Source organism: Aliiroseovarius sp. (genome assembly GCF_965228805.1).
GTDB lineage: Bacteria > Pseudomonadota > Alphaproteobacteria > Rhodobacterales > Rhodobacteraceae > JASBTN01.
Map to the genome: position 1 here is coordinate 1,222,414 of NZ_CBDDIE010000003.1, position 26,257 is coordinate 1,248,670.

A 26,257-nucleotide genomic window follows, 5' to 3' on the forward strand; every position below is an offset into this window, starting at 1 on the left:
AGCCAGGTGCAACCATGCCAGCCTATCGCTCCAGAACTTCGACCCACGGCCGCAACATGGCGGGCGCGCGTGGCCTTTGGCGCGCGACGGGGATGAAAGACGGTGACTTCGGCAAGCCGATCATCGCCATCGTGAACTCGTTTACCCAGTTCGTGCCCGGGCACGTGCACCTGAAGGACCTGGGCCAGATGGTCGCGCGCGAGGTCGAGGCCGCCGGTGGTGTCGCCAAGGAGTTCAACACGATCGCCGTGGATGATGGCATCGCGATGGGCCATGACGGCATGCTCTATTCGCTGCCCTCGCGGGAGCTGATTGCCGACAGTGTCGAATACATGGTCAATGCGCACTGTGCCGACGCGATGGTCTGCATCTCGAACTGCGACAAGATCACGCCCGGCATGATGATGGCCGCGATGCGTCTGAACATCCCGGTGATCTTTGTCTCGGGCGGGCCGATGGAAGCGGGCAAGATCGACATTGCCGATCTGGACATGAACAAGATCGACCTGGTTGACGCCATGGTTGCCGCCGCCGATGACAAGTTCACCGACGAGCAGGTCCAGCATATCGAGGAAAACGCCTGCCCGACCTGCGGCTCGTGCTCGGGCATGTTCACCGCGAACTCGATGAACTGCCTGGCCGAGGCGCTGGGCCTGGCGCTGCCGGGCAATGGCTCGACGCTCGCCACCCATGCCGACCGCAAGGCGCTGTTCCTGGAGGCCGGGCGCAAGATCGTCGAGATCACCAAGCGGCATTACCAGGACGAGGAAAAGGGCCTGCTGCCGCGAGAGATCGCGACTTTTGAGGCGTTTGAAAACGCCATGTCCCTGGACATTGCCATGGGTGGGTCGACCAACACCGTGCTGCACTTGCTGGCGATTGCCCAGGAGGGCGAGGTCGATTTCGACATGACCGACATGGACCGGCTCAGCCGCAAGGTGCCCTGCCTGTGCAAGGTCGCGCCGAATATCCACAACGTGCATATGGAAGATGTGCACCGCGCCGGTGGCATCTTCTCGATCCTGGGCGAACTCAGCCGTGCGGGTCTCTTGCACAATGACGTGTCCACCGTGCACTCGGCCTCGATGGGTGAGGCGATTGCCAAGTGGGACATCAAGGTCGCCAACAACCCCGAGGCCGAAAGCCTGTTCAAGGCCGCGCCGGGTGGCGTGCGCACGACCCAGGCGTTCAGCCAGGCGAACCGGTTCAAGGAGCTGGACACGGACCGCGACAATGGCGTGATCCGCTCGGCTGAAAGCGCGTTTTCCAAGGATGGTGGTCTGGCGGTCCTGTTCGGCAATATCGCCGAGGATGGCTGTATCGTGAAAACCGCTGGTGTGGATGAAAGCATCCTGACCTTTACCGGCACTGCCCATGTCTGCGAAAGCCAGGATGCGGCGGTGAACAACATCCTGACCGGCAAGGTGAAAGAGGGCGACGTGGTCGTCATCCGCTACGAAGGTCCGCGCGGTGGTCCGGGGATGCAGGAGATGCTCTACCCGACCTCCTATCTGAAATCGAAGGGCCTGGGCAAAGCCTGCGCGCTGCTGACGGACGGGCGGTTCTCGGGCGGCACGTCCGGTCTGTCGATCGGCCACGCCTCGCCGGAAGCCGCCGAGGGCGGCGCGATCGGCCTGGTGCAGGACGGCGACAAGATCGAGATCGACATTCCGAACCGCACCATCAACCTGGCCGTTTCGGACGAGGAGCTGGCCGCCCGCCGCAAGGCGCAGGACGAAAAGGGCTGGCACCCGGCCGAGCCGCGCAAGCGCAAGGTCTCGACCGCGCTGAAGGCTTATGCCGCGATGACCACCTCGGCGGCCAAGGGGGCCGTGCGCAAGGTCTGAATGGACCCTGATGGAATGATCTAGGCCCCGGCGGAAACGCTGGGGCTTTTCCCTTGGTGATCCCCCCAAGGCTCATGCGCAGCATGAGCCATGCCCAACGGTCGCGGATGCCGAAGGCAGCCCCGGCGGGCGGGAGCCTTCCGTTTCCGAAAACTCCTACCGCGCATCCTCGCGGATCATTGCTGCAGCTTTCTCGCCGATCATGATGGTGGGTGAATTGGTATTGCCCGAGACGATATTGGGCATGATCGAGGCATCCACCACCCGCAGCCCCGCTACCCCGCGCAGGCGCAGGCGTTCGTCGACCACCGCGTGCTCATCCTGCCCCATGCGGGCGGTGCAGGTCGGGTGAAAAATGGTCGTGCCGATATTGCCCGCCGCTTCGACCAGTTCTTCGTCGGTCTCATAGGCGGGGCCGGGGCGCACTTCTTCGGGATTGAACTGCGCCAGCGGAGCCTGGGCGACGATCTCACGCGTGCGCCGGATCGCGCGCATGGCGGTGAGGCGGTCGCTTTCGGTCGACAGGTAGTTGGGGGCGATCAGCGGTGCGTCACTTGCGTTGGCCGAGGCCAGGCGGATCCTGCCCCGGCTGTCGGGACGCAGATTGCAGACGCTGGCGGTAAAGGCCGGGAACGGGTCCAGATCACCACCGAAACTGGCAAGGCTCAGGGGTTGCACGTGGTATTCCAGATCCGGCGTCTCGACGCTTTCATGGGATCGGATGAAGGCGCCCAGCTGGCTTGGGGCCATCGACATGGGGCCCGAGCGGGTCAGCAGGTATTGCAGCCCGATACCGGCCTTGCCCCAAAGCGTCGTCGCCTGCTGGTTCAGCGTCTTGACCCCCTCGACCCTATAGCTCAGCCGCAGTTGCAGGTGGTCCTGCAGGTTGCCACCGACGTCACGCGCATCGTGCAGGACCTCGATCCCGTGACCCTTCAGATGATCCGCTGGTCCGATGCCCGACAACATCAGGATCTGGGGCGAGTTCACGGCGCCGGCAGACAGGATGACTTCGGCATTCGCTCGCGCCTCCACCGGACCGCCGTTCTGGATGAAGCGCACACCGGTGGCACGTTTGCCGTCAAACAGCAGTCGTTCGACCTGCGCGCCCGTCTCCACCACCAGGTTGGCCCGGCCTTTGGCAGGGCGCAGGAAGCCTTTGGCGGTGCTCCAGCGCCAGCCGTTGCGTTGGTTGACCTGGAAATAGCTCACGCCCTCGTTCGTGCCCGTGTTGAAATCATCGGTGCGCGGAATGCCTGCCGCCTCGCAGGCATCGGCGAAACGGTCCAAAAGCTCCCAGCTCAGGCGTTGCTTGTTCACCTTCCACTCGCCGCCTTCGCCGTGCATCGGGGTCTGACCGTCGAAGTGGTCCTCGGATTTCAGGAAATAGGGCAGCACGTCGTCCCAGCCCCAGCCTGTGTTCCCGGCCTGGCGCCACATGTCGTAGTCCCGCGCCTGGCCGCGCAGGTAGAGCATGCCGTTGATCGAACTGCAGCCGCCCAGAACCTTGCCGCGCGGATAGAGGATCTCGCGCCCGTTCAGCCCGGGTTCGGCTTGGGTCGAATACATCCAGTCCGTGCGCGGGTTGCCAATGCAGTAGAGGTAGCCGACCGGGATGTGGATCCAGTGGTAATTGTCGCTGCCCCCGGCCTCCAGAAGCAGCACGCGTTTCGTGCCATCCTCGGACAGCCGATTGGCCAGCACGCAGCCCGCCGAGCCCGCGCCGACGATGATATAGTCGAAATTGCCCAGCTGTTTCATGGCCGCCTCCCTTGATCGCGTGCAGGATCGGGGCAAGAGTGACCGCAAGCAATGAACGATTACGCACAGGGATCGTTCGAAAGGGTTCAAATGCTCTATCACTGGGACGATATTCGTTTCTTTCTGGAGGCGCATCGCGCGGGTAGCCTGACCGGGGCCGCGCGGAGGTTGGGGGTCAGCCATACGACCGTAGCCCGCCATATCGCGCGGCTGACCGACAGCCTGTCGGTGGAGCTGTTCGAGCGGGGTGAAGGCTTTCGCCTGACCGAGGCCGGGGTCGAGATCCTGGCGCTTGCGCAGCGGATGGAGGATGCGGGTACGGCCATTGGCGACCGGCTGGCGGGGCAGGGCGATGTGTCGGGCACGGTGCGGATCGGCGCGCCGGACGGGTTCGGCAATGCCTTCCTGTCGCGCGTGCTGCCGCAGTTGGCAGTGGCGCAGCCGTCGATGGCTTTCGAGCTGGTGCCGGTGCCCCGTGCACACAAGTTGTGGAAACGCGATGTGGATATCGCGATCAGCCTGGAACGGCCCGAAACCGGGCGTGTGGTGCGGCGCAAGCTGGTGGATTATGACCTGCGGCTCTATGGCGCACCCAAGTTATTGGCGCGGTTGGGGCCGCCCGGGAGCCCCGAGGATCTGCGGCGGTTTCCCTTCGTCGGCTATATCGGTGATCTGCTTTATACAGACGAGCTGGACTTCAACCGCGCGATCCATCCGGGCCTGGTCGAGACCTACCGCGCCGCCACCGTGCAGGCCCAGCTGGATGCGGTGCGCGGCGGAGCGGGTCTGGGCGTCCTGCCCAGCTACATGGCGCGGGACCGGGGCGTTGTGCCGGTCCTGCCTGAACGTGTTGCATTTCAACGCGCCTATTGGCTGTTGATCCCCGAGGATATTCGCGACCAACCCCGCATTCGCACCGCGGCCGATTTCATTGTCAGCGCCGTGCGAAAGGAGAGCGCCTTGTTTCGCTTTCAACCAAGCACTGTAGAGTAGGTGGGGAAGCTGCTTCGCTCCACGCCATTACCTTGCGTCAAGCAAACCGGACTCTCGTCAGGCGGGCGTAGGGTAGAAATACCTAATGTCCTCGGCGCAGGTCGTGATTTTGCTGGGCTTGCCTCAAACGAGGCATTTGGTTGGTAAAGATATATTACCACTTCAGGAAAAATCCATTTGAAATCTAGTCCCACTTCCGTAGTAATTGGCGTGCAGCCCCTGCCGGGACACCCGGCCGGGTGCGTTGTGACAAGAATACTGTCCAAACTCGGAGGAGATTTTTTCAAATGGAACGTCGTAAATTCCTGAAGGGCGCAGCCCTTGGTGCCGGTGCCACCGCGCTGGCGACCCCGGCCCTCGCCCAAGGCGGTAAGACCATGACCATCGTGTCGACCTGGCCGCGCGACTTCCCCGGTCTGGGGATCTCGGCCCAGCGTCTGGCTGCCCGTATCGGCCAGCTGTCGGACGGCGCGATCAACGTCGAATACTTCGCCGCCGGGGAACGCGTCGGTGCGTTCGACTCGTTTGACGAAGTCGCCTCGGGCAACTCGCAGGCCTATATCGCCGCGGACTACTACTGGGTCGGCAAGCACCCGGCGTTTGCCTATTTCACCGCCGTGCCCTTCGGCATGACCGTGGTGGAATGGAACGCCTGGGTCAAATTCGGCGGCGGTCAGGCCCTGTGGGACAAGGTGTCGGGCGAGTTCGGCCTGAAATCGCTGGTCTGCGGCGCCACCGGCACCCAGGCGGGTGGTTGGTTCAACAAGGAAATCAACAGCCCCGAAGACCTGAAGGGTCTGAAGATGCGTATCCCGGGCCTGGGCGGCAACGTGATGTCGAAACTGGGCGTGTCGACCGTGTCTCTGCCGGGTGGCCAGATCTACGAAAACCTGGTTTCGGGCGCCATTGACGCGACCGAATGGGTGGGTCCGTATAACGACTACTTCATGAAGTTCTATGAAGCGGCCAAGTACTACTACACCGCCGGCATGCATGAGCCGAACGCCAACCTGGCGCTGGGCATGAACAAAGCCTGGTGGGAAAGCCTGTCGGATTGGGAGCGCGCCGTGATCGAGGCCGCCTCGGCCGAAGAGACCGCCAACATGTACGAAGAGGCGATGGCGCTGAACGGTCAGTACCTGGCCAAACTGATCGACGAGCAGGGCGTGGAAGTGCGCGAGTTCGGCGAAGACGTCTGGGATGCCTTCGGTGAAGCTGCCGCGGAAGTGTTCGAAGAGACCCGCGATCACTCGGACCTGGCCGTCGAAGTCGACGACGCCTTCCAGGCCGCGCTGCGCGAAATCGGCGGCGCCATGGCGCTGTTCGAAACCAAGTTCGTGAACGAGCGCAACCGCGTGCTGGGTCTGGGCGGCTAAGCCCATACCGCTTGCAAAACACATGGGAGCGGGGCTTCGGTCCCGCTCTTTTTCAAAGCGGGCAGGCGTCAAAACCCGCCCGCGCTGCCAGTTGAGGGGACCAAATGGCCAGCACACCCATCGAAATTCCGCGCACCGGCGATCCCGCTATCCTTGCCCGCCTGTTCGGCTGGTGCATGTTGGCGGTTCTGTTCGCCTTCCTGGTCAACAACGTGCTGACCGTCGGCTTCGGCATCGCGCCGGTGACCTCGCTCATCTCGGGCGGCGCCACTGCCGGCACCTGGCTGGAGCTTGCCATCTACGGCGTCTCCATCGTCATTGCCGTGGCGTATGTGATGCGCTCAACCACCACCGCGCTGCGCTGGGATGCGCATTTGGTGCACAGTTTCAACGTTTATCTGATCCGCGCGCTGTTCTGGGCGGTCTTCCTCGTCGGCATCGTCGATGCCACGGTCGCCTTCATGCGGGTCGAAAACATCTTTGACGCGCTCCTGGGCGAAGAGACCGCCCGGGTGTTCGGCAAGGCGCGCTGGGTCGGTCCCTATATCCACATGCCGCTGATTGCCGTCGGCTTCATCCTGGCCTTCTTCACCCGCACGCTGGGCTTTACCTGGCTGGCGCTGATGGTCGTGGTCGCCGAGCTGCTGATCGTGATCTCGCGCTTCGTCTTTTCCTATGAACAGGCGCTGATGGGCGACCTGGTGCGTTACTGGTACGCCGCCCTGTTCCTGTTCGCCTCGGCCTATACGCTGTTCGAGGAAGGCCATGTGCGCGTCGACGTGCTGTACGCGGGTTTTGGTCCCACGACCCGCGGTTTCGTCAACGCCATCGGCGCCATCGCCCTGGGCATGAGCACCTGCTGGGTGATCATCGGCATCGGTTTCAACGGCGCCCGGTCGATCATCAACAGCCCGGTTGCAAACTTCGAGGTTTCGCAGACCGGCTCGGTCGGCATGTTCATCAAATACCAGATGGCCGCTTTCCTGGGCCTTTTCGCCATTACCATGCTGATCCAGTTCGTCAGCTATTTCTTCGACGCGGTCGCGGACAAGCGGGATGAGCCCGGTCACCGTGACATCACCCCCGCGGCGCACTGAGAACGGATAGGACACGACAATGGAACTTTTCTTCCTCGCCCTTCTCATCCTGATCATGGCCATGGCGCTGGGCTCGGGCTTTCCCGTCGCCTTCGCGCTGCCGGGTGCTGCGATCATCACCATCGGCCTGGCGGCCGGAACCGGTTACCTGTTCGGAGGAGGCACTGATGCCTTCTTCCACTCCGGCGGACCGCAGCAATGGCTGTCGGCGGGGGTGACCAACCTCCGAGGGGTCTTTTGGGAGGTCGAGAGGGATACGCTCATCGCCATCCCGCTCTTCATCTTCATGGGGATCATGCTGCAACGTTCGAAGATCGCCGAGGACCTTCTGGTCACCATGGCCCGCCTGTTCGGCCCGGTGCCGGGCGGTCTGGGCATCTCGGTCGTCTTCGTGGGCGCGCTGTTGGCCGCCACCACCGGGATCGTCGGCGCCACCGTCGTGGCGATGGGCCTGATCTCGCTGCCTGCAATGCTGCGCAACAACTATTCGCCGTCGCTGGCGACCGGTACGATTGCCGCGTCCGGTACGCTGGGGCAGATCATTCCGCCGTCGATCGTGCTGATCATCCTGGCCGACCAGCTGGCCTCGGCCACAGACCAGGCGTCGTCGCTGCGAAAGGCCTTGCACAAGGACGCGACCGGCGAGCTGTCGATGCCCTCGACCTTCGACGTGGCCTCGACCTCTGCCGGCGAAATGTTCCTGGGTGCCTTCGTTCCGGGTCTTCTGCTGGTCGCGATTTACATGGTCTATATCCTGGTCTACGCGATCTTGCGTCCGAAACAGGCCCCTGCCGTGCCCTACGAGGGCAAGTATGATGGCGATTTCGTCAAGAACGTGCTGATCACCCTGGTGCCGCCGCTGGCGCTGATCTTTCTGGTTCTGGGCTCGATCATTGCCGGTATCGCCACGGTGAACCAGGCCGGTGCCATCGGCGCTGCGGGCGCTATGATCATGGCGGGCTATCGCCTGCCGGAACAGTCCAAGGGGCTTTACGCACCCGCCCTTCTGGCCATCGCCTCGCTGGTGGTGGTCGGATTTGCGCTGTCCAATTTCGAGATGAACGTGAAAGCCGTCAGCAATGGCAGTGATCAGCTGGGCATCGCGCTGGGCGTGCTTGCCACGCTGATGTTCCTGACCGCGCTGATCTGGTCGGGCTGGCGTGTGTTCAAACTGGAAGCCACCCTGCAAGGCGTGATGCTGGAGACCGCCAAGACGACTGCGCTGGTCTTCATCATCCTCTTGGGCGCCGCGATGCTGACCGCCGCCTTCCGCGCCTTCGGGGGCGAAGAGCTGGTGCGCGAGTTCCTGAACTCGCTGCCGGGTGGGTTCTGGACACAGTTCGTCATCGTCATGCTGGTGATCTTCATCCTGGGCTTCTTCCTGGACTTCATCGAGATCGCCGTGGTCGTGGTGCCGATTGTCGCCCCGATCCTGCTGGCCGATCCGCAGGCGAACATTACCGCCGTGTGGCTGGGCGTGATGATCGGTCTGAATATCCAGACCAGTTTCCTGACCCCACCCTTCGGCTTTGCGCTGTTCTACCTGCGCGGCGTGGCGCCGGCGGTGGTGAAGACGGTGCAGATGTACAAGGGTGTGATCGCCTTCATTACCTTGCAGCTGATCGCGCTGGCCATCGTCGGGCTTTACCCGCCGCTGGTGAACTACCTGCCGAACCGGGTGAGCTTCCTGTCGGAAAGCAGCCCGCCGCCGCGTAACCCGAAGCTGCAACTGTGTCTTGAGGATTATGTCGGCGCGAAGCTGGCCGAGGAAGCCGCGACCGTGCAGGCGATCGAGGCCGCGCGTGGTCTGGACCTGTCGGTGCTGCCCAAGGGGTTGGCTGGCGACTTCGAGGATACGCTCGGCAATGCCGACAAGGCGCTTGAGCAGATCAAGGCGGTCTTTGTCGCGGCTGACGCGGTCGAGGCGGCCTCGGGCGACTACCGTCCGCAGCTGACTCTTGTGCGCGGGATCGAAAAGCAGATCCGCCGTCTGGAAGCCGAAGCCAAGGAGCTGCAAACCCGCGCCGGGCGCATGCGCGATGAGGCGCAGGCCGACGCCCGTGCCGCGCTGGAAGCCGAGGTTGCTGCGCTGCGGGCCGAAGCCGAACATCTGGACGCCACTATCCCGGGCTCGTGGGAGGAGGTGCACAAGACCTTCGCTGAGCTGACCACGGCCGAAACCAAGGCCCGCACCACCTATCGCCGGGCCGCCGATGGCGCCTGGGAAGGCGCGGTCGAGGTGCTGGCAGTGATCGACGCGAACGAGGCCTTTGCTGCGCTCGAAACCCCGCTGCGTGAGCTGCGGAGCCAGATCGAAAGCCTGTCAGAGGATGAAAGCCAGGAACTGGTCAAGGATCTGGCACGGCAGTTCGGTTCGGTTGACGGGGCAAGCGACGTCAAGAAGGCGCTGGACAAGGCCCGCAAGGCCCTGCGCGCCCGCACGCCGGACCGCGAGAAGGCGCTTGAGGAGTTCGACAAGGCCGTCGCCGCCTTCGAGGAACAGCTCGTCTGGCGTGCCGAGGCGGAGGCCCTGAAACCGGGGATCCAGGCCTATATGGACGGGATCCGCGGCACGCTGGGCGTGCGCCTGCAAGAGCGCTTCACGCGCGAGCAGGCGCTGGAGCTGGCGAGCTGTTCGTCCTACCACCGCGATATCTCGCTGAACTTCTGATCGGTTCAAAACGACATTGAAAAGGGCGCTCCGGCACTTGACGGGGCGCCCTTTTCCTTTCCCCATGGTCCCATGACCCTGCATGAGATCATCGAACTGCCGGACGAGGGCATTACGCTCTCTGACGGCACCCGACTGTCGGCCCGTATCTGGCGCCCGGCGGATGGCAGGCCGGTTCCGGCCATCCTGGAATACCTGCCCTATCGCAAACGCGACGGCACCTGCGCACGGGACGCGCTGACGCATCCGTATTTCGCCGCGCGGGGCTATGCCTGCATCCGTGTCGACATGCGTGGGAGCGGCGACAGTGAAGGATTGATGGAGGACGAATACGCGCCGCAGGAACAGGCGGATGCGCTGGAGGTGATCGACTGGCTCGCCGCCCAGCTGTGGTGCGACGGCAACGTCGGCATGATGGGGATCAGCTGGGGCGGGTTCAACGCGCTGCAGGTGGCGGCCTTGGACCCGGCGCCGCTGAAGGCAATCATTACCCTCTGTTCCACCGTCGACCGCTTTGCTGATGACATCCACTACAAGGGCGGCTGCCTCTTGAGCGAAAACCTCGGCTGGGGTGGCACGATGTGGAGCTACAGCTCGCGCCCGCCCGACCCGGCGCTGGTGGGCGACAAATGGCGGGATATGTGGCTGGAGCGGTTGGAAAGCCTGCCCTTCCTGGCCGCCAAATGGCTCGAACATCAATCACGGGATGCCTATTGGCAGCATGGCTCGGTCAGTGAGGATTACTCGGCGATCAAGGCCGCGACGCTGGCGGTGGGCGGTTGGGGCGATGCCTACAAGAACGCCGTCCCGGCGCTGGTGCGCAACCTTTCCGCCCCCGCGAAGGGCATCATCGGCCCCTGGGTGCACAAATACCCGCATTTTGCCGTGCCCGAGCCGCGCATCGGTTTCCTGCAGGAGGCGCTGCGTTGGTGGGACAAGTGGTTGAAGGGGATCGAAACGGGCGTCGAGGACGACCCGGACCTGCGCTATTACCTGATGGACGGGGTGCGGCCTGCGACCTGGTATGAACACCGCCCGGGCCGCTGGATTGCCATGTCCAGGGACCCCGGCGAAGTGCCTGTGCAGCGCCTGCCCTTCGGGCGCGGGCGCAGCCTGGGGGATGGTGGTGCCGAGCTGTCCGAGATCATCTCGTCGATCCAGACCACCGGCTATGCGGGCGGTGAATATTGCGCGATCTGGCTGGGGCCGGAACTGCCGGGCGACCAGCGGCGTGATGACAGCTTGTCGATCTGTTTCGACAGCGCGCCGATCGCGGCGGATATGGATATCGTCGGCGCTCCTGCGGTGCGCCTGCGTCTGATGTCGGACAAGCCGCAGGGGCAGATTGCCGTTCGCCTGTGCCACGTCCACCCGGATGGTGCCTCGACCCGGATCACATGGGGTGTGCTGAACCTGGCCCATCGCGACAGCGCAGCCGCCCCTCAGCCTATGCCTGTGGGGGAAGAGGTCGGGCTGACCCTGCAGTTGGACCAGATTGCCTACCGCCTGCCCGCCGGGCACCGGTTGCGCGTGTCGATCTCGAACGCCTACTGGCCGATGGTCTGGCCTGCGCCGGAACAGGCCATGCTGACCCTGACGGGGGGGTATCTGGACCTGCCGGTGCGGCCCACGGCGGAGCATGACGAGTGGCAGTTCGAGACCCCGGATGCGGCGGATCCCTGGGTCACGCGCACCCTGCGTGAAGCTTCCAACAGCCGGGTGACCAAGACCGATCACGGCACCGGTTACATGACCCTGATGATCGAGGATGATTTTGGCGAGATTGAGGATGCCGATCATGGTCTGATCACAGGCACCATTGCGCGGGAACGCTGGGTCATTCACCCGGATGACCCCACATCTGCCGTTGGGGAAACCAGCTGGACCCAGACCTTGCGGCGGGGCGATTGGTCGGTGCGGACCGAAGCCTCGACACGTATGTGGTCTGACGCGACCCATTTCCACCTTCGCGCACGAATCGAGGCCTATGAGGGCGGTACACTTCTGCATGCCCGCGACGAAGAACCGCAGATAATTCGCAATTGCTTGTAGGTGTGTCGCTTTCAGGCCATCTGAAAACGACAGAACCCTTGCCCGATGCAAATTATTGGGCAAAGCTTAACCGGTGCAAAAAACAACAAGGGCCCCAAAGGGGCCGCCATTCAGGGAGCTCTCAATGTCCAAAGAACTCGACTATCTCGCCTCGCGCGTGATTCAGCGCAAGATGAACCGCCGATCCTTCCTGGGCCGTGCTTCGGCCCTGGGCCTCAGCGCCACTGCCGCCGGCACCTTCCTGTCGACTGCGGCCAATGCCGCCGGTCCGGTCATGGGCGGCACGATCAAGATTGCGGTGTCGGGCGGCTCGGCCACTGACAGCCTTGACCCGGCGCTGTCGACCAACCCGACCATGGCGACCATCATCCGCATGTGGGCCCAGCCGCTGCTGGAGCTGAGCGAAACCGGTGGTCTGGACCCGATCATTGCCGAGGAATTCTCGGCTTCTGCGGATGCAAAGACCTGGACCTTCAAGATCCGCAAGGGGATCAGCTTCTCGAACGGTCAGCCGGTGACGGCCGAGGATGTTCTGGCGACGCTGGAACGTCACGCGGGCGAGGAGTCGAAATCCGGTGCGCTGGGCATCCTGCGGGGCATCAAGGACATGCGCGTCGACAACGGTGACTTCGTCATCGAGCTGGACACGCCGAACGCCGACCTTCCCTATCTGCTGACCGACTATCACCTGATGATCCAGCCCAATGGTGGCAAGGACAACCCGACCGCCGCGATCGGCACCGGGCCCTACATGATCAAGGAACACGAAGCTGGCGTGCGCACCGTGTTCGAGCGCAACCCGCATGCCTGGCTGGACGGCATGGGCTATGCCGAAAGCATCGAGATCCTGCCGATCAACGATGACACCGCGCGCATGTCCGCGATCCAGTCGGGTCAGGTGCATATCGCCAACCGCGTGCCGCCGAAGATCGCCGGTCTGATCTCGCGCGCACCGGGCGTCAACGTGCACACCACCGCCGGTCCGGGCCACTATGTGTTCATCATGCATGCCAACACCGCGCCCTTCGACAACAAGGACCTGCGGATGGCGCTGAAATACGGCATCAACCGCCAGGAAATGGTCGACAAGATCCTGTTCGGCTATGGCTCGGTCGGGAATGACACGCCGATCAACGCTTCCTACCCGCTGTTCACCGAGACCGATCAGCGCGAGTATGATCCGGAGAAGGCCGCCGCGCACTTCAAGGCCTCGGGCCACGAAGGCTCGGTCCTGCTGCGCACCTCGGACAACTCCTTCCCGGGTGCGCCGGATGCCGCCGCGCTGTTCCAGCAGTCGCTGAAAGGCGCCGGCATTGATCTGGAGATTAAGCGTGAGCCGAATGACGGTTACTGGTCGGAAGTTTGGAACAACAAGCCGTTCTGCACCAGCTACTGGTCGGGCCGGGCGACCCAGGACGCGATGCTGTCCACCGCCTACCTGTCGACCGCAGACTGGAACGACACCCGCTTCTTCAACGAACAGTTCGACCAGCTGCTGTTTGCCGCCCGTGCCGAGCTGAACGAAGCGACCCGGACCCAGATGTATGCCGACCTGTCGACCATCCTGCGCGACGAGGGCGGGCTGATCTGCCCGATGTTCAACGACTTCATCGACGCGACCACCGACAAGGTTGCGGGTTGGGGTCCGTCCGCCGGCTTCGACATCATGAACAACTACGCTCCGGCGAAACTGTGGCTCGTGGGCTAAGATGGGTCTTGCAACACGACTGGTGGTCCAGCGCCTTGCGCTGGGCCTCCTCCTCCTCCTCGCCGTCTCGGTCCTGATTTTCGCCGGCACCCAGATCCTTCCGGGTGACGTCGCACAATCCATCCTGGGACAATCCGCAACGCCCGAAGCGCTGGCCAACCTGCGCCGCGATATGGGTCTGAACGAACCTGCCGTCACCCGCTATTTCACCTGGCTGGGTGGGGCTTTGACCGGGGACCTCGGCACTGCCCTGACCTCCGGCACTGATATCTCCGAGGCCATCGGCGCCCGCCTGGGCAATACGCTGTTCCTGGCCGGGGTAGCGGCGGTGATCGCCATTCCGCTGGCGATCCTGCTGGGTCTGCTGGCCGTGCGTTACCGCGAGCGTTGGCCGGACAAGCTGATTTCGGGCGTCACCCTGGCCTCGATCTCGCTGCCCGAGTTCTTCATCGGCTATGTGTTGATCCTGTTCTTTGCGGTGAAACTGCGCTGGCTGCCGCCGCTGGCCACCGTCTATGACGGTATGCCCTTCGGTGAGCGTTTGACGCTGGTACTGCTGCCCGCGATCACGCTGACCATGGTGGTTCTGGCGCATATGATGCGCATGACCCGTGCGGCCATCCTGAACGTGATGCAATCGGCCTATATCGAGACCGCCGAGCTGAAGGGCCTGTCGGCCTTCCAGGTGATCGCGCGTCACGCCTTCCCGAATGCCATCGCACCGATCGTCAACGTGGTGATGCTGAACCTGGCCTATCTGGTCGTCGGCGTCGTCGTGGTCGAGGTCGTCTTTGCCTATCCCGGCATGGGCCAGTACCTGGTCGACCACGTGTCCAAACGGGACGTGCCCGTGGTGCAGGCCTGCGGCCTGATCTTCGCCGCGGTCTATATCGGCTTGAACATGATTGCCGATATCGTCTCGATCCTGGCCAACCCGCGTCTGAGGCATCCGAAATGATGAGAATCCCCTTGGCCGCAATGATCGGCCTGATCTTCACCGCGTCCTATTTCCTGGTCGCCATCTTCGCTCCTCTGCTTGCCCCCTATGGCATGGCCGAGGTGGTCGGCGGTGTCTGGGAACCGATGAGCGCCAAGCACTGGCTGGGCACCGACAACATCGGCCGCGACCTGTTGAGCCGCATGATCTACGGCGGGCGCACCACGATCTTCATCGCCACAGCGGCGACTTTCGTGAGCTTTACCACCGGGTCGGTCCTTGGCTTTACCGCCGCTGTCATCGGTGGCTGGATCGACCAGGCGATGAGCCGTTTCGTCGACTTGATCATGTCGATCCCGACGCTGATCTTCGCCCTTGTGGTGCTGTCGGTGATGCCGGTCACCATCCCGATGCTGATCATCGTCATGGGCCTGCTGGACGCCACTCGCGTCTATCGCCTGTCGCGCGCCGTTGCGGTGGACATCAACGTGATGGACTTCGTCGAGGCCGCCAAGCTGCGCGGTGAGGGCCGGATCTGGATCATCTTCCGCGAGATCCTGCCAAACGCCCTGTCGCCACTGGTCGCCGAAATGGGCCTGCGCTTCATCTTCATGGTGCTCTTTGTCTCGACCCTGTCGTTCCTGGGTCTCGGCGTGCAGCCCCCCGCCGCTGACTGGGGTGGGATCGTGAAGGAGAACAAGGACGGGATCGTCTGGGGCATTGGCGCCGCGTTGTGGCCTGCCGTGGCCATCGCCACGCTGGCCATCTCGGTCAACCTTGTTGCCGACTGGGTGTTGAACCGCACCACCAGCCTGAAAGGGGGCCGCGGATGAGCGACGACAAACTTCTCAAGGTCCGCAACCTCAAGATCGGTGCAACGGTCTATCCGCCGGGCGAAAAGCCCAAGGATATCGAGATCGTGCACGGTGTCTCCTTCGACCTGGAAAAGGGCAAGGTGTTGGGGCTGATTGGTGAATCCGGTGCCGGCAAGTCGACCATTGGCCTGTCCGCCATGGCCTACGGGCGTGGCGGGGTCGAGCTGACAGGCGGCGAGGTCTGGGTCAACGGCCGCAACATCCTGGACACCTCGCTGAAGGACCTGCGCGCCCTGCGCGGGACCGAGGTGACCTATGTGTCGCAATCGGCGGCGGCCAGCTTCAACCCGGCCAAGAAGATCATGGACCAGGTGACCGAAGCGGCCGTCAGCCAGGGCAAGTTCTCGAAAAAGGACGCTGAAGCCAAGGCCATCGAGCTGTTCAAGAAACTGGGTCTGCCGGACCCGGAGAACATCGGGGATCGTTACCCGCACCAGGTCTCGGGCGGGCAGCTGCAACGCTGCATGACCGCGTTGGCGCTGTGTCCCGAGCCTGATCTGGTGGTGTTCGATGAGCCGACGACTGCGCTGGATGTGACGACCCAGATCGACGTGCTGATGGCGATCAAGGAGGCCATTCGCGATACCGGCGTTGCCGCGCTCTATATCACCCATGACCTCGCCGTCGTGGCCCAGGTGTCCGATGACATCATGGTGCTGCGCATGGGCGACACGGTGGAATACGGCACGGTCGATCAGATCATCAACGCCCCGCAGGAGGAGTATACCAAGGCGCTGGTCTCGGTCCGCTCCAACGAACACCCGGAAAAGCCGCCGACCCCAGAAGCGGTGCTGAAATGCGAACACATCACCGCGCGCTACAAAGGCACGAACTTCGACGTGTTGCATGATGTGAATGTCGAGCTGCACCCGGGGCAAACCCTGGCCGTTGTTGGTGAATCCGGGTCCGGCAAGTCGACGCTTGCGCGCGTGATCACCGGCCTGCTGCCGCCGCGCGACGGGCGGATCGAGTTCGATGGGCGTGAGCTGTCCCGCGACATGGAAAGCCGCACGCGGGACGACCTGCGCGAGCTGCAGATGATCTATCAGATGGCGGACGTGGCGATGAACCCGCGCCAGACCGTCGGCACGATCATCGGCCGCCCGCTGGAGTTCTATTTCGGCCTGAAAGGGGCGGAGAAGCGCAAGCGGATCGTCGAGCTCTTGGATGAGATCGAGATGGGCGAGAGCTTCATCGACCGCTATCCGGCCGAGCTGTCGGGTGGGCAGAAACAGCGTGTCTGCATTGCCCGCGCGCTGGCGGCCAAACCCAAGCTGATCATCTGCGATGAGGTGACCTCGGCGCTGGATCCGCTGGTGGCGGAAGAGATCCTGAACCTGCTTCTGAATCTGCAGGAGATCGAGGATGTGGCCTATCTGTTCATCACCCACGACCTGGCCACGGTGCGCGCCATCGCGGACAGCATCGCGGTGATGTATCAGGGCAACCTGGTGCGCTATGGCACCAAGACCGAGGTCCTGAGCCCGCCGTTCGACGATTACACCGACCTTCTGCTGTCCTCGGTGCCGGAAATGCGCCTGGGCTGGCTGGAAGAGGTGATCGCCAACCGCAAGATGGAAAGCGCGGGGAACTGATCCTCGTAACGGATTGAAGGGGGCTGCTGAAAGGCGGCCCCTATTCTTGTGCAATTCCTGTCGCAAAAGGACCAACCTTGGCGCGACCTGGCATAAAACGGTGATCTGGCCCCACTAGGCTCAACCAAACCGACGCGCATAAAGGAGACCGCGCAATGGACCGGAAACTTCTGCTGATCATTCTGGACGGGGTGCCCTGGCGAAATTGGCGCCGCCTGTTCGGCAACCTGGAAGGCTGGGTGGACAGCGGCGAGGCACAGCGCTGGAAGATGCGCGCGGTGCTGCCGTCGACCTCGGCCAGCTGTTACGCCTCGATCCACACCGGGGTGACGCCGCAGGAACATGGCTGCACCGGCAATGGCAATGTCTTCCGCCTGTCCCATCCCGACATCTTTTCCGAAGTGCGCAAGGCGGGTGGGGTAACCGGGGCGGTGACGCACAGCTTCTGGTCCGAGTTCTTCAACCGCCACCCTTTCGATTACGTACGCGACATCGAATATGACGAGCCCGAGAGCATGACGATCAACCATGGCCGCTTCCATTCGATGACCGGCTATGGGCACGCCAATCAGATGACGCCCTCGGACGTGGACCTTTATGCCACGCTCACCAGCCTGTGCCAGCGTCACGGGTTGGACTATGGCATCCTGCACACCTGTACGCTGGACAGCATGGGGCACCGGTTCCATCATGATTGCCCGGAGATGGACCACGCCTGTTTCGTTGCCGACGAGATGCTGGCCCCCTTCATCCGAAAGTGGCGCGAGGCGGGATACGAGGTGATCGTGACCGCTGACCACGGCCAGGACGAGCGCGGCCATCATGGCGGGCACAGTGAGCTGCAGCAGGACTTTGCGCTCTATTACTTCGGCGAAGCGGAAGGGCCGGACTATGACGAGCGGCTGGACCAGCTGCAGCTGGCCCCGACCATTCTCAAGCGTCTGGGCGTGCCGATCCCCGAGACGATGAAGGCCAAACCCTTCCTGTAAGCGCTACTTGGCTGCGGCGGCCTTGGCCGCATGCTGCGCCTTGAACCACTTGCGCTCGCCCAGCATCAGCATGGCGGGCGTGACAACCAGGGTCAGCACGGTGGCAAAGACCAGCCCACCGGCGATGGCGGAACTGAGTTCCGTCCACCATTGCGACGAGGGCGCGCCGACCTGGATCGTGCGCGCGCCGAAGTTGATGGTCAGCGCCAGCACCATCGGCATCAGCCCCAAGGCGGTGGTGATCGAGGTCAGCAGAACGGGACGCAGACGTTGCGCACCGGTGCGCAAGACGGCCTCCAACGGCGGCAGACCGGTCCGACGCAGGTCGTTGTAGGTGTCGATCAGCACGATATTGTTGTTCACGACGATGCCCGCCAGGGCAATCACGCCGATCCCGCCCATGACCACGCCGAAGGGCTGGCCGGTGATCAAGAGCCCGCCCAGCACCCCGGCGATCGAGAAGACGATCGCGCTCATCACCACGAAGGCCTGGTAGAAGCTGTTGAACTGCAGCAGAAGCGTGGCGAACATCAGCACGATGGCGGTGATGAAGGCGCCAACCAGGAAGGTCATGGCGTCGGCCTGTTCCTCGGCCTCACCCGCGAAGCTGTGGGTCACGTCGCCGGGCAGACCGGCCTCGGATATGGCGGCCTCCAGCGCAAGGATCTGGTCGTTGACCAACAGGCCGGGGGCGACGTCCGCCTCGATGGTGATCACGCGGCGCTGGTCGTCATGGGTGATCTGGCCAGACCGGGGAACCGGTTCGAAACGCACGAAGTTGCTGATCGGCACCAGGCCTGCGGCGGTGGGGATGCGCAGGGTTTGCAGCTCGTCCAGGGTGCGGTCCTCGGACGGGAATCGCACGCGGATATCGACCGACCCATCCACGTCATCGGGGCGATAGGTCGCCACGCCCACACCTTGCGTCAGCAGCTGCACCGCCTGGCCCAGCTGGGCGACGTCGGCGCCGAAGCGCGCGGCCTCTTCGCGGTCCAGAACCAGCGCCCATTCAACGCCGGGCAGGGGGCGGGTGTCGGTCACATCGGTAAAGCCGCCGATCCCGTCCATCAGTGCACGCACCTGTTCTGTGGCGACAGTCAGCGCTGCCCGGTCGTCGGAGGCCAGGTTCAGGTTGACCGGCTTGCCGGATGTAGGCCCTTCGCTTTGTGTTTGCACCTGCACCACGACGCCTGCGATGTCGGACATGTCGGCGCGGATCTCGGGGATGATCTCGGCCACCTTGCGGCGGGTATCCCAGTCGTTCATGCGCAGTTGCAGGGTGCCGATGATCTCGGCGTCGTCGCGGTCGGACAGGACCGTGCGGGCATAAACCGTGTCGATTTCGGCATGGCCGATCAGGCGTTCTTCGACCTGGCGCACCAGGGCGTCGCGTTCCCAGATCGAATAATTGTCGCGCGCGCGCACCTCGATCACCATGGCGCTGGGCTCGGGTTCGGGGAAGAAGGCCAGGCCCCGGCCGAACTGCCCGTAGATGCCGAACCCCGCCAGCAGGGCGGCGACGGCCAGCATGACCACTGCGCCGGGACGCAGGATGGCCCATTGCAGCAGGCGGATATAGGCGCCGGTCAGCCCGGGAATGTCGCGCGGATCGCCATGTTCGGCGGCTTGCAGTGTTGCTTTGGCGCGGGCGGATTGCGGTTGCCTTCGGCCGATGATGCCGCCCAGCACGGGGATGAAGATCAGCGCCATGAACAGGCTCGCGCCCAGGGTCAGCATGACGGTGATCGGCATGTATTTCATGAACTCGCCGATAATGCCGGTCCAGAACAGGAGCGGAAAGAACACCGACAGGGTGGTCGCGGTCGAGGCAATGATCGGCCAGGCCATGCGCTTGGCGGCGGAGGCATAGGCCTCGTGCACCTCGACGCCCTCCTGCAGCTTGCGGTCGGCCAGTTCGGTGGTGACGATGGCGCCATCGACCAACATACCAACCACCAGGATCAGCGCGAAGAGCACGACGATGTTCATCGTATAGCCCATCGCCCAGATCGCCGCGACACCGGCCAGGAAGGCGCCCGGGATGGCGAGCCCGACCAGCAGGGCCGATCGGAAGCCCAGTGCCCAGACCACGACGATCATTACCAGAATCACCGCGGTGATCACGTTGGCCTCGAGGTCGTCCAGCATCGTGACCACCTCGTCGCTTTGGTCATAGGTGATCTGCACCTGCACCGTTTCAGGATAGGATGCCTGGGCGGCGGCCAGCACCTCTCGCACGGCGGCGACCGTGTCGATCACATTGGCGCCGACCCGTTTCTTGACCTCAAGTACCAGGGCAGGTTGACCGTCAATCCGGGCAAAGCTTTCGGGATCCTTGAAGGTGCGTCGCACGGTGGCCACATCCGAGAACGTCACGACGGTGCCGTCCGAAACCTTGATCGGAAGGTTCAGCACACTTTGCACGTTTTCGATCAACCCGGGCACTTTCAAGACCACGCGACCCGCATCCGTGTCGATCGAACCCGCCGCCACCAGCAGGTTGTTCTGCGTGACCTGGGTGATCAGCTCGGCAAAGGTGATGTTGTAGGTCTCGAAGACGGTCGGGTCGACGATGACCTCCAACAGGTCTTCGCGAGTGCCGCCAATATCGACTTCCAGCACGCCGGACAGACCTTCGATGTCGTCCTGAAGCGCGGTGGCCATGTCGTTGAGCGTACGCTCTGGTACAGCGCCGGAGAGCACGATGTTCAGGATCGGGAAGAGCGCGGTGTTGATCTCGTGCACCGTGGGATCGTCGGCGTCCTGAGGCAGGTCGGCCTTGGCGCGATCCACCGCCTCGCGCACCTTGTCGATGGCCTCGTCCACCGGCAGGTCCGGGTTGAACTCCATCTGTACGCTTGCGTATCCCTCGCCCGCGTGACCGACGATGTCATCCAGTCCTTCGAGCGAACCCAATTCGGTCTCAAGCGGTTCCAGCAGTAGCCGTTCTGCATCCTCGGGCGAAACCCCGTCCAGCGTGGTGACCACATAGACGATGGGGATCGGTACCTCGGGGTTGGCCTCCTTCGGGATCGAGACATAGGCCCATGTGCCGATCGACAGAATGGCCACCAGCGCCAGCAGGATCACCCGGGTGCGGGCGAAGGCGAAATCGATCAGCGCGTTCATTGCGCCGTGTCCTGTGGGGCGACCAGGTCACCTTCGGTGACGAAACCCTGGCCGACAGTGATGATGCGCGCCTGATCGGGCAGGCCGGTGACCCAGATCCCGTCCGTGCCCGCGGTGGCGATGGTGATCTCGTGAAAGGCGACGTGGTCGTCTTCGGTGACCGTCTTCACGCCCAGCCGTCCCTGGCTGTCCAGTGACAGGATCGCGGGCGAGATGAAATGCGCGGTGACTTCGCCGGTGGCGATGATGACCTCGGCGCTGACCCCGGCGGGAATGGCGCCGTCGATATTGGCGACTTCGATCTCGGTCAGGAAGGTGCGGGTATGAGGGTCGGCGGCGGCGGCGACGAACTGAATCGTGCCGGTGGTGGCCTCGCCGGTCAGGAAGGCGACCTGGGCCTCGGCCCCGACCATCAGGCGGTTGCGCAGCTGTTGCGGCACCTGGATGGTGACGGTCAGGGGCGAGATATCGACGACCCGAGCGGCGGGTTCGCCTGCTGAAATGAACTCGCCGACTTCGATGGGCAGTTCTTCCAGGCGCCCGTCGAAGGGCGCGATGACGGCGGTATCGTCCAAAGCCTCGCGGGCCTGGGTCAGGGTGTTTTCGGCGGCGGCCAGATCGACTTCGGCCTGGATCACGCGGTCATTGGTGGCGGTGCCCCGTTCGCGCAGGGTGCGGGCATTGTCCAGTTCGCGTTGGGCGCGGTCGAATTCTTCCTGCGCGGCGGCTACGGCCTTTTGGTATTGCGTATCGTCAATCCGAGCGATCACCGCGCCCTTGGTCACCGTGGCGCCATTGTCCAAGAGCAGCTCGACCACATTGCCCGAGGTTTCCGCGCGCACCTGACTGTCGCGATGCGGCAGGGCCTGGCCCTTGGCGACGAAGCGGCGGGTGACAGGGGCCGCTTCTGAGGGCAGGACCTGCACCGCTACTGCGGCGGCAGCCTCGGAGCCGCCTTCCGCGTCCTCTTCGGGGGCGGACGGGAAGAAGATCCCGCTGCCCATCCACAAGACGACAAGCCCTAGCAGCGCTGCCGCGACATATTTGGAGCGCCCCGCCCCGGGGTCCGAGGTAAACTCCAACCTCTGTGTCTGCTTGTCGTCGCGCATAAGAACATCCCTGCCGTGTCGAATGCCCTGAACATGGGGCCTGCCCGCCCAATGTAAAGGCAGTCACATATATAACTGTCATTTTTGACAGAAATCGGCGGAAATTCCCCGATTTCCGATGTTTGGCCTAGGCGGTGCCCGCTTCGACCAGGTATTCGCCGGCGGTACACATGGCGGCGTCATCCGAGGCCAGGAACAGCACCATGCGCGCCACATGGACCGGGTCGATGGCATCGGGCAGGCATTGCTTGTCCAGATGTTTCGCCAGGGCTTCGGGCGTGGCCCACAGCGCCCTTTGCCGCTCGGTCATGATCCAGCCGGGCACGACGGTGTTCACGCGAATGCGGTGCGGACCCAGGTCCCGCGCGAGGCTGCGGGTCAACCCGTGTACCGCCTGTTTCGCGGTGGTATAGGCCGCCATGCCGCCCACCGCCTCTTTCGGAGCGTTGGAGCCCATGTTGATGATCGCCCCGCCACCGGCCTCGATCATCGCGGGCGCGACCGCCTGGGCCGCGAAAAACATGTGCCGCAGGTTGGTCTGCATGCGTTCATCCCAATAGTCCGGCGTTACATCCTGCCACCCATGCCGATCGTCCCGTGCGGCGTTGTTGACCAGCACTTGGGCGGGGCCGAGCTGGGCCGTCAGATCGGCGAAGGCCGCCCGCAGTGCCGCAATGTCGCGTAGGTCGCAGGGAGCGAAGGCGTGGCGGTCATCGAGTGTCGACAGCAGGGTGTGGGAGGTATCCACGTCGAAATCGACAACGCCCACCCGCGCGCCCTGTTCTGCGAAGCTGCGCACGATCTCGGCCCCAATGCCAGACGCGCCACCGGTGACGAGGACGGTCTTGCCTTCAAGACTGGGGTAGGTGGCGAATTGGGTCATGGGAGCCTCGTGACTGTCCGGAGTGCCCCCGTGATAGCGCCAAAGCGGGCGAAACCCAACGGGGTGGTGCGGGCGCTAGTGACGCGCGCGTTTTCCCAGGAGCAGCGCAAAGACGAAGACCGCCCCCAGCGAGGTCGTGACCACGCCGACCGGCAGCTCCTGCGGGGCCAGCAGCAGGCGCGAGAGGATGTCCGACGCGGTCAGCAGCATCGCACCGATCAGCGCGGCGGTGGGCACCAGGCGGGTATGAAGCGGCCCGGCCAGCCCGCGTGCCAGGTGGGGCACCATCAGGCCGACGAAGCCGATCACGCCCGCGACCGAGACGAAGGTCGCCGTGGACAGGGCGGCAACAAGGAACATCATCATGCGTAGACGATGCACAGGCACGCCCAGGCTGGTCGCCGTGACATCTCCCGCCAAAAGTGCGTCCAGCCAGCGGCGGCGAAAGAGCGCATAGGCGAAGATCATGCCAAGGCCCAGCAGGACCAGGGGAAAGGTCTCCCACCGCGACAGGCCAAGCCCGCCGAGCATCCAGAAGATCACGGAATGGGCCGCGCGGCTATCGCCCGCGAAGATCAGGTAATTGGTAATGGCGGCGAACAGGAAGGACACGGCGAGGCCCGCCAGGATCAGTTTCTCGGGTGCGCTGGTGCGCAGGCGCTGCACCAGCGCCAGCACGATGCCTGAGGCGACGATACCGCCGCAGAAGGCGGCCAGCGGCAGGGTCCAGATGCCCAGCACATCGCCGGTGACGGTAATGACCAGCACGGCGCCGGCAGCGGCCCCCGAGGAGAGGCCGAACAGGAACGGGTCCGCCAGGTCATTGCGTGTGGTGGTTTGCAGTACGACGCCGACAATGCCCAGCCCCGCGCCGATGATGGCGGAAAACAGCGCGCGCGGCAGGCGCAGGTCAAAGATGATGCGGCCCATCGGGGTGGGGTCCGCGTCGCTCCAGCCAAGCCCCGTGGCGATGGCGGCGAAGACCTCGGCCAGGGGAATGGCGGTCGTGCCGTAGAGCACGGACAGAAGGATCAGGGCGACCAGAACGGCCGCCCCTCCCATCAGTATCAGGCCGAAACGACCCACTTCAGAACAGATCCGGGTGCATGGCTTTCGCTATGGCTTCGATCGCGTCGATATTCGCCGGGCCAGGGGTCAGCTCTTCGTAGCGCAGGCCGATCCAGCGCTCGTTTTTGACCGCGTCAATATGGGCCATGACCGGATGTTCCTGCAGGAACTTGAACGTGTCGGCGGCGCCATTGCCGGTCTGATAATCCAGCAGGACCAGGAACTCCGGGTTGGCGGCGGCGACGGCCTCCCACGAGGTGCGACCCCAGCTGGTGTCCATGTCATGGGTCACGTTGGTGCCCCCAGCCGCAGAGATCATCGCGTCGGGGATCGCGAACTTGCCCGAGGTAAAGGGCGCGTCCGCCGGGCCGTCCAGCAGGAAGACACGCGGCTTTTCGGCATCCGCCGTCTTGGCTTCGATCGCCGCCAGCTGCTCTTTCCAGCCGGAAACCAGCATCTCGGCCTTGTCGCTCACGTCCATGACCTCGCCCAGACGCAGCACGTCGCCAAACAGCAGGTCCATCGAGGCGACCGGGCGGCCTTCGTGCAGGTGCACGCAGCTTTCGGTCAGCACCATGGTCTGGATGCCGAAGGGGGCGAGCGTGTCCGGGGTCACGTCCCCGCCAGGTTTCATGCCGTAATACCAGCCAGCAAAGAACATGTCGGGCTCGGCGGCGACCAGGTTTTCCACCGTGGGGTATTTCGGCGCCAGCTCCGGGATGTCACCGCGCATGGCGTCGAAATCCGGGCTGGTCTTGTACCAGCCGGTAATGCCGGTCAGGCCGACGATCTTGTCTTGCAGACCCAGGGCAAAGGCCATGTCGGTCATGTTCATGTCATGCACGACAATGCGTTCGGGCGTCTTTTCGAACACCAGCGGCGCGCCGCAATTGTCCACCGTGACCTCGGCCGAGGCGGCCTGGGCCAGTCCCAGCAGCACGGCTGCGGGCAGGTACATCTTCATCCTCACTCACTCCTTCAGATGTGGATTTCTGTTTTTCGGATATCCAGCGTCGGGATCTGCCGGTCGCCATGGGGCAACAGCAGGTAATTGACGCCGAACGTGTCATGGACTGCCTGGGGGGTCAGAACCTCGGTAACCGAGCCGAACCCGGTCAGGCGGCTGTCCTTCATCAGGGCGACATGGGTCGCGAACTCCGGGATCATCACAAGGTCATGCACCACCATGATCACCGTCACCCCCAGCGCGGCCACCAGCGACAGCATGCGTCCCTTGGCATCGGGGTCGAGGTGGTTGGTCGGTTCATCCAGGAACAGGATCTGCGGCTTCTGTGCCAGGGCGCGGGCGATATGCGCCCGTTGACGTTCGCCACCCGACAAGCGGTCCATCGGCTTGTCGGCCAGCGCGGCAAGCCCGGTCAGGCCCAGGATGCGGTCCATGGCCTCGGCATGTTCAGTGGCAGAATGATCGGCCCAAATCGGCATTTGCCCCAAGGCCACGTACTCCCGCAGCTTCAACCGCCCATCCGGGGCCGAATGTTGGCTGACCAGGGCAATGCGGCGGGCCCGCTGCTCCAGCGGCATGTCACGCAGGCTCTGCCCTTCGATGGTCACGTCGCCCAGGGCGATTTCCTCGATCCCCGACAACAGGTTCAAAAGCGTGGTCTTGCCCGCCCCGTTTGGCCCGGCAATCGCCAGTCGAGCGCCGCGGGGCAGGTCGAACGAGACATCGCTGATCAGCCGGTCGCCGTTCAGCGCAAAATACTCCAGGTTATCGACACTCAAAAAATCATGCATGCGCCCACCCCCGCGACTTGTGCCCGGGCAGGCGGGCCAGGGTCTTGTCATAGAGCGCGCGCGGGCGCTCGGTTGCCGAGGTCCAACCGGTTTCATGCGCATCATATTGATGGGCGAACTCCGCAATGGCCGCGATATCCTCGTCCCCGGCGATGGGGCCGAACAGATAGGTGGCCTTGCCTGGCGCCTGAAAGCCGACGGCCACCGGGTGGTCGCATCCCGCCATGCAGTCAACCGGGCGGATGGTGAAGCCGGTTGGCAGTCGCGCTGTCAACGCAGCCCGCATTCGTGCCGCCGCAGTTGGCCCCGCACATGTCGTGCAGACCAACAAAGTGTGGTCTTGGTGATTATCTGTTTGGGACATGGTCGCCCCCGCTTGCCATCAAGCGCAGAACGAAGGTGCCCAGTT

General features: G+C 63.8%; 19 protein-coding genes. 11 read left to right on the forward strand and 8 right to left on the reverse strand.

Translation table 11 applies throughout. From position 1 onward, the window contains the following. Nucleotides 1–14 precede the first annotated feature (14 nt). A complete protein-coding gene (gene ilvD, locus ACO07D_RS07325; protein ID WP_421702303.1) occupies nucleotides 15–1,847 on the forward strand; it encodes a dihydroxy-acid dehydratase in 1,833 nt (610 codons plus the stop codon). A gap of 156 nt (nucleotides 1,848–2,003) precedes the next feature. On the opposite strand, the gene ACO07D_RS07330 is transcribed toward ilvD, so the two are convergent. Beyond that, nucleotides 2,004–3,608 (reverse strand): GMC family oxidoreductase, encoded by a 1,605-nt coding sequence (locus tag ACO07D_RS07330; protein WP_421702304.1) that lies wholly within the window; start codon nucleotides 3,606–3,608, stop codon nucleotides 2,004–2,006. A 51-nt stretch (nucleotides 3,609–3,659) separates the two neighbouring features. Here ACO07D_RS07330 and ACO07D_RS07335 point away from each other — a divergent pair, with 51 nt between their 5' ends. From ACO07D_RS07335 to ACO07D_RS07380, 10 genes are all read left to right on the forward strand, one after another. Continuing rightward, nucleotides 3,660–4,601, forward strand: coding sequence for a LysR family transcriptional regulator (locus tag ACO07D_RS07335; RefSeq protein ID WP_421702305.1), 942 nt, complete (start codon nucleotides 3,660–3,662; stop codon nucleotides 4,599–4,601). Between the two features lie 287 nt (nucleotides 4,602–4,888). Then, nucleotides 4,889–5,977 carry a TRAP transporter substrate-binding protein gene (locus tag ACO07D_RS07340; RefSeq protein ID WP_421702306.1) on the forward strand — a complete coding sequence of 363 codons (1,089 nt, stop codon included), beginning with the start codon at nucleotides 4,889–4,891 and terminating at the stop codon, nucleotides 5,975–5,977. Between the two features lie 104 nt (nucleotides 5,978–6,081). After that, complete coding sequence (locus ACO07D_RS07345; RefSeq protein ID WP_421702307.1) at nucleotides 6,082–7,074, forward strand: TRAP transporter small permease subunit; 993 nt, start codon at nucleotides 6,082–6,084, stop codon at nucleotides 7,072–7,074. 19 nt (nucleotides 7,075–7,093) lie between these two features. Further along, a complete protein-coding gene (locus tag ACO07D_RS07350; protein WP_421702308.1) occupies nucleotides 7,094–9,745 on the forward strand; it encodes a TRAP transporter large permease subunit in 2,652 nt (883 codons plus the stop codon). 72 nt (nucleotides 9,746–9,817) lie between these two features. After that, on the forward strand, nucleotides 9,818–11,797 hold the full coding sequence (locus tag ACO07D_RS07355; RefSeq protein ID WP_421702309.1) for a CocE/NonD family hydrolase: 1,980 nt from the start codon (nucleotides 9,818–9,820) through the stop codon (nucleotides 11,795–11,797). Nucleotides 11,798–11,921: 124 nt separating this feature from the next. Continuing rightward, nucleotides 11,922–13,505 (forward strand): ABC transporter substrate-binding protein, encoded by a 1,584-nt coding sequence (locus tag ACO07D_RS07360; RefSeq protein ID WP_421702310.1) that lies wholly within the window; start codon nucleotides 11,922–11,924, stop codon nucleotides 13,503–13,505. Nucleotide 13,506: 1 nt separating this feature from the next. Beyond that, nucleotides 13,507–14,463: an ABC transporter permease gene (locus tag ACO07D_RS07365; RefSeq protein ID WP_421702311.1), complete on the forward strand. Its 957-nt coding sequence runs from the start codon at nucleotides 13,507–13,509 to the stop codon at nucleotides 14,461–14,463. Then, nucleotides 14,460–15,275, forward strand: coding sequence for an ABC transporter permease (locus tag ACO07D_RS07370; RefSeq protein ID WP_421702312.1), 816 nt, complete (start codon nucleotides 14,460–14,462; stop codon nucleotides 15,273–15,275). Before ACO07D_RS07365 ends, ACO07D_RS07370 begins: the two co-directional genes overlap by 4 nt. Beyond that, complete coding sequence (locus ACO07D_RS07375; RefSeq protein WP_421702313.1) at nucleotides 15,272–16,912, forward strand: ABC transporter ATP-binding protein; 1,641 nt, start codon at nucleotides 15,272–15,274, stop codon at nucleotides 16,910–16,912. Before ACO07D_RS07370 ends, ACO07D_RS07375 begins: the two co-directional genes overlap by 4 nt. Nucleotides 16,913–17,067: 155 nt before the next feature. Continuing rightward, nucleotides 17,068–17,901, forward strand: a complete 834-nt coding sequence (locus ACO07D_RS07380; protein WP_421702314.1) for an alkaline phosphatase family protein — start codon at nucleotides 17,068–17,070, stop codon at nucleotides 17,899–17,901. A 3-nt stretch (nucleotides 17,902–17,904) separates the two neighbouring features. On the opposite strand, the gene ACO07D_RS07385 is transcribed toward ACO07D_RS07380, so the two are convergent. The 7 genes from ACO07D_RS07385 to ACO07D_RS07415 all read right to left on the reverse strand — a co-directional run bounded on the left by ACO07D_RS07385 (nucleotide 17,905) and on the right by ACO07D_RS07415 (nucleotide 26,212). After that, nucleotides 17,905–21,030 (reverse strand): efflux RND transporter permease subunit, encoded by a 3,126-nt coding sequence (locus ACO07D_RS07385; protein ID WP_421702315.1) that lies wholly within the window; start codon nucleotides 21,028–21,030, stop codon nucleotides 17,905–17,907. Further along, on the reverse strand, nucleotides 21,027–22,139 hold the full coding sequence (locus ACO07D_RS07390; RefSeq protein ID WP_421702316.1) for an efflux RND transporter periplasmic adaptor subunit: 1,113 nt from the start codon (nucleotides 22,137–22,139) through the stop codon (nucleotides 21,027–21,029). The genes ACO07D_RS07385 and ACO07D_RS07390 overlap by 4 nt, the downstream gene beginning before the upstream one ends. Nucleotides 22,140–22,266: 127 nt before the next feature. Beyond that, complete coding sequence (locus tag ACO07D_RS07395; protein WP_421702317.1) at nucleotides 22,267–23,022, reverse strand: SDR family NAD(P)-dependent oxidoreductase; 756 nt, start codon at nucleotides 23,020–23,022, stop codon at nucleotides 22,267–22,269. 75 nt (nucleotides 23,023–23,097) lie between these two features. Then, the gene (locus ACO07D_RS07400) at nucleotides 23,098–24,084 is read right to left on the reverse strand and encodes a FecCD family ABC transporter permease (protein ID WP_421702318.1); all 987 of its coding nucleotides are present in this window, start codon (nucleotides 24,082–24,084) and stop codon (nucleotides 23,098–23,100) included. 25 nt (nucleotides 24,085–24,109) lie between these two features. Next, entirely contained in the window at nucleotides 24,110–25,054 is a 945-nt protein-coding gene (locus tag ACO07D_RS07405) for an ABC transporter substrate-binding protein (protein WP_421702319.1), read from the reverse strand. A 14-nt stretch (nucleotides 25,055–25,068) separates the two neighbouring features. After that, nucleotides 25,069–25,848, reverse strand: a complete 780-nt coding sequence (locus ACO07D_RS07410; RefSeq protein WP_421702320.1) for an ABC transporter ATP-binding protein — start codon at nucleotides 25,846–25,848, stop codon at nucleotides 25,069–25,071. Then, nucleotides 25,841–26,212, reverse strand: a complete 372-nt coding sequence (locus tag ACO07D_RS07415) for a DUF1636 family protein (RefSeq protein ID WP_421702321.1) — start codon at nucleotides 26,210–26,212, stop codon at nucleotides 25,841–25,843. Before ACO07D_RS07415 ends, ACO07D_RS07410 begins: the two co-directional genes overlap by 8 nt. Between the last annotated feature and the right edge of the window lie 45 nt (nucleotides 26,213–26,257).

Bases quoted from the DNA above. Each gene is read 5' to 3' on its own strand.
- ACO07D_RS07330 (WP_421702304.1), bottom strand. From the start codon at position 3,608: ATGAAACAGCTGGGCAATTTCGACTATATCATCGTCGGCGCGGGCTCG.
- ACO07D_RS07340 (WP_421702306.1), top strand. From the start codon at position 4,889: ATGGAACGTCGTAAATTCCTGAAGGGCGCAGCCCTTGGTGCCGGTGCC.
- ACO07D_RS07350 (WP_421702308.1), top strand. From the start codon at position 7,094: ATGGAACTTTTCTTCCTCGCCCTTCTCATCCTGATCATGGCCATGGCG.
- ACO07D_RS07370 (WP_421702312.1), top strand. From the start codon at position 14,460: ATGATGAGAATCCCCTTGGCCGCAATGATCGGCCTGATCTTCACCGCG.
- ACO07D_RS07410 (WP_421702320.1), bottom strand. From the start codon at position 25,848: ATGCATGATTTTTTGAGTGTCGATAACCTGGAGTATTTTGCGCTGAAC.
- ACO07D_RS07385 (WP_421702315.1), bottom strand. From the start codon at position 21,030: ATGAACGCGCTGATCGATTTCGCCTTCGCCCGCACCCGGGTGATCCTG.
- ACO07D_RS07405 (WP_421702319.1), bottom strand. From the start codon at position 25,054: ATGAAGATGTACCTGCCCGCAGCCGTGCTGCTGGGACTGGCCCAGGCC.
- ACO07D_RS07375 (WP_421702313.1), top strand. From the start codon at position 15,272: ATGAGCGACGACAAACTTCTCAAGGTCCGCAACCTCAAGATCGGTGCA.
- ACO07D_RS07415 (WP_421702321.1), bottom strand. From the start codon at position 26,212: ATGTCCCAAACAGATAATCACCAAGACCACACTTTGTTGGTCTGCACG.
- ACO07D_RS07355 (WP_421702309.1), top strand. From the start codon at position 9,818: ATGACCCTGCATGAGATCATCGAACTGCCGGACGAGGGCATTACGCTC.
- ACO07D_RS07335 (WP_421702305.1), top strand. From the start codon at position 3,660: ATGAACGATTACGCACAGGGATCGTTCGAAAGGGTTCAAATGCTCTAT.
- ACO07D_RS07380 (WP_421702314.1), top strand. From the start codon at position 17,068: ATGGACCGGAAACTTCTGCTGATCATTCTGGACGGGGTGCCCTGGCGA.
- ACO07D_RS07400 (WP_421702318.1), bottom strand. From the start codon at position 24,084: ATGGGAGGGGCGGCCGTTCTGGTCGCCCTGATCCTTCTGTCCGTGCTC.
- ilvD (WP_421702303.1), top strand. From the start codon at position 15: ATGCCAGCCTATCGCTCCAGAACTTCGACCCACGGCCGCAACATGGCG.
- ACO07D_RS07360 (WP_421702310.1), top strand. From the start codon at position 11,922: ATGTCCAAAGAACTCGACTATCTCGCCTCGCGCGTGATTCAGCGCAAG.
- ACO07D_RS07345 (WP_421702307.1), top strand. From the start codon at position 6,082: ATGGCCAGCACACCCATCGAAATTCCGCGCACCGGCGATCCCGCTATC.
- ACO07D_RS07395 (WP_421702317.1), bottom strand. From the start codon at position 23,022: ATGACCCAATTCGCCACCTACCCCAGTCTTGAAGGCAAGACCGTCCTC.
- ACO07D_RS07365 (WP_421702311.1), top strand. From the start codon at position 13,507: ATGGGTCTTGCAACACGACTGGTGGTCCAGCGCCTTGCGCTGGGCCTC.
- ACO07D_RS07390 (WP_421702316.1), bottom strand. From the start codon at position 22,139: ATGCGCGACGACAAGCAGACACAGAGGTTGGAGTTTACCTCGGACCCC.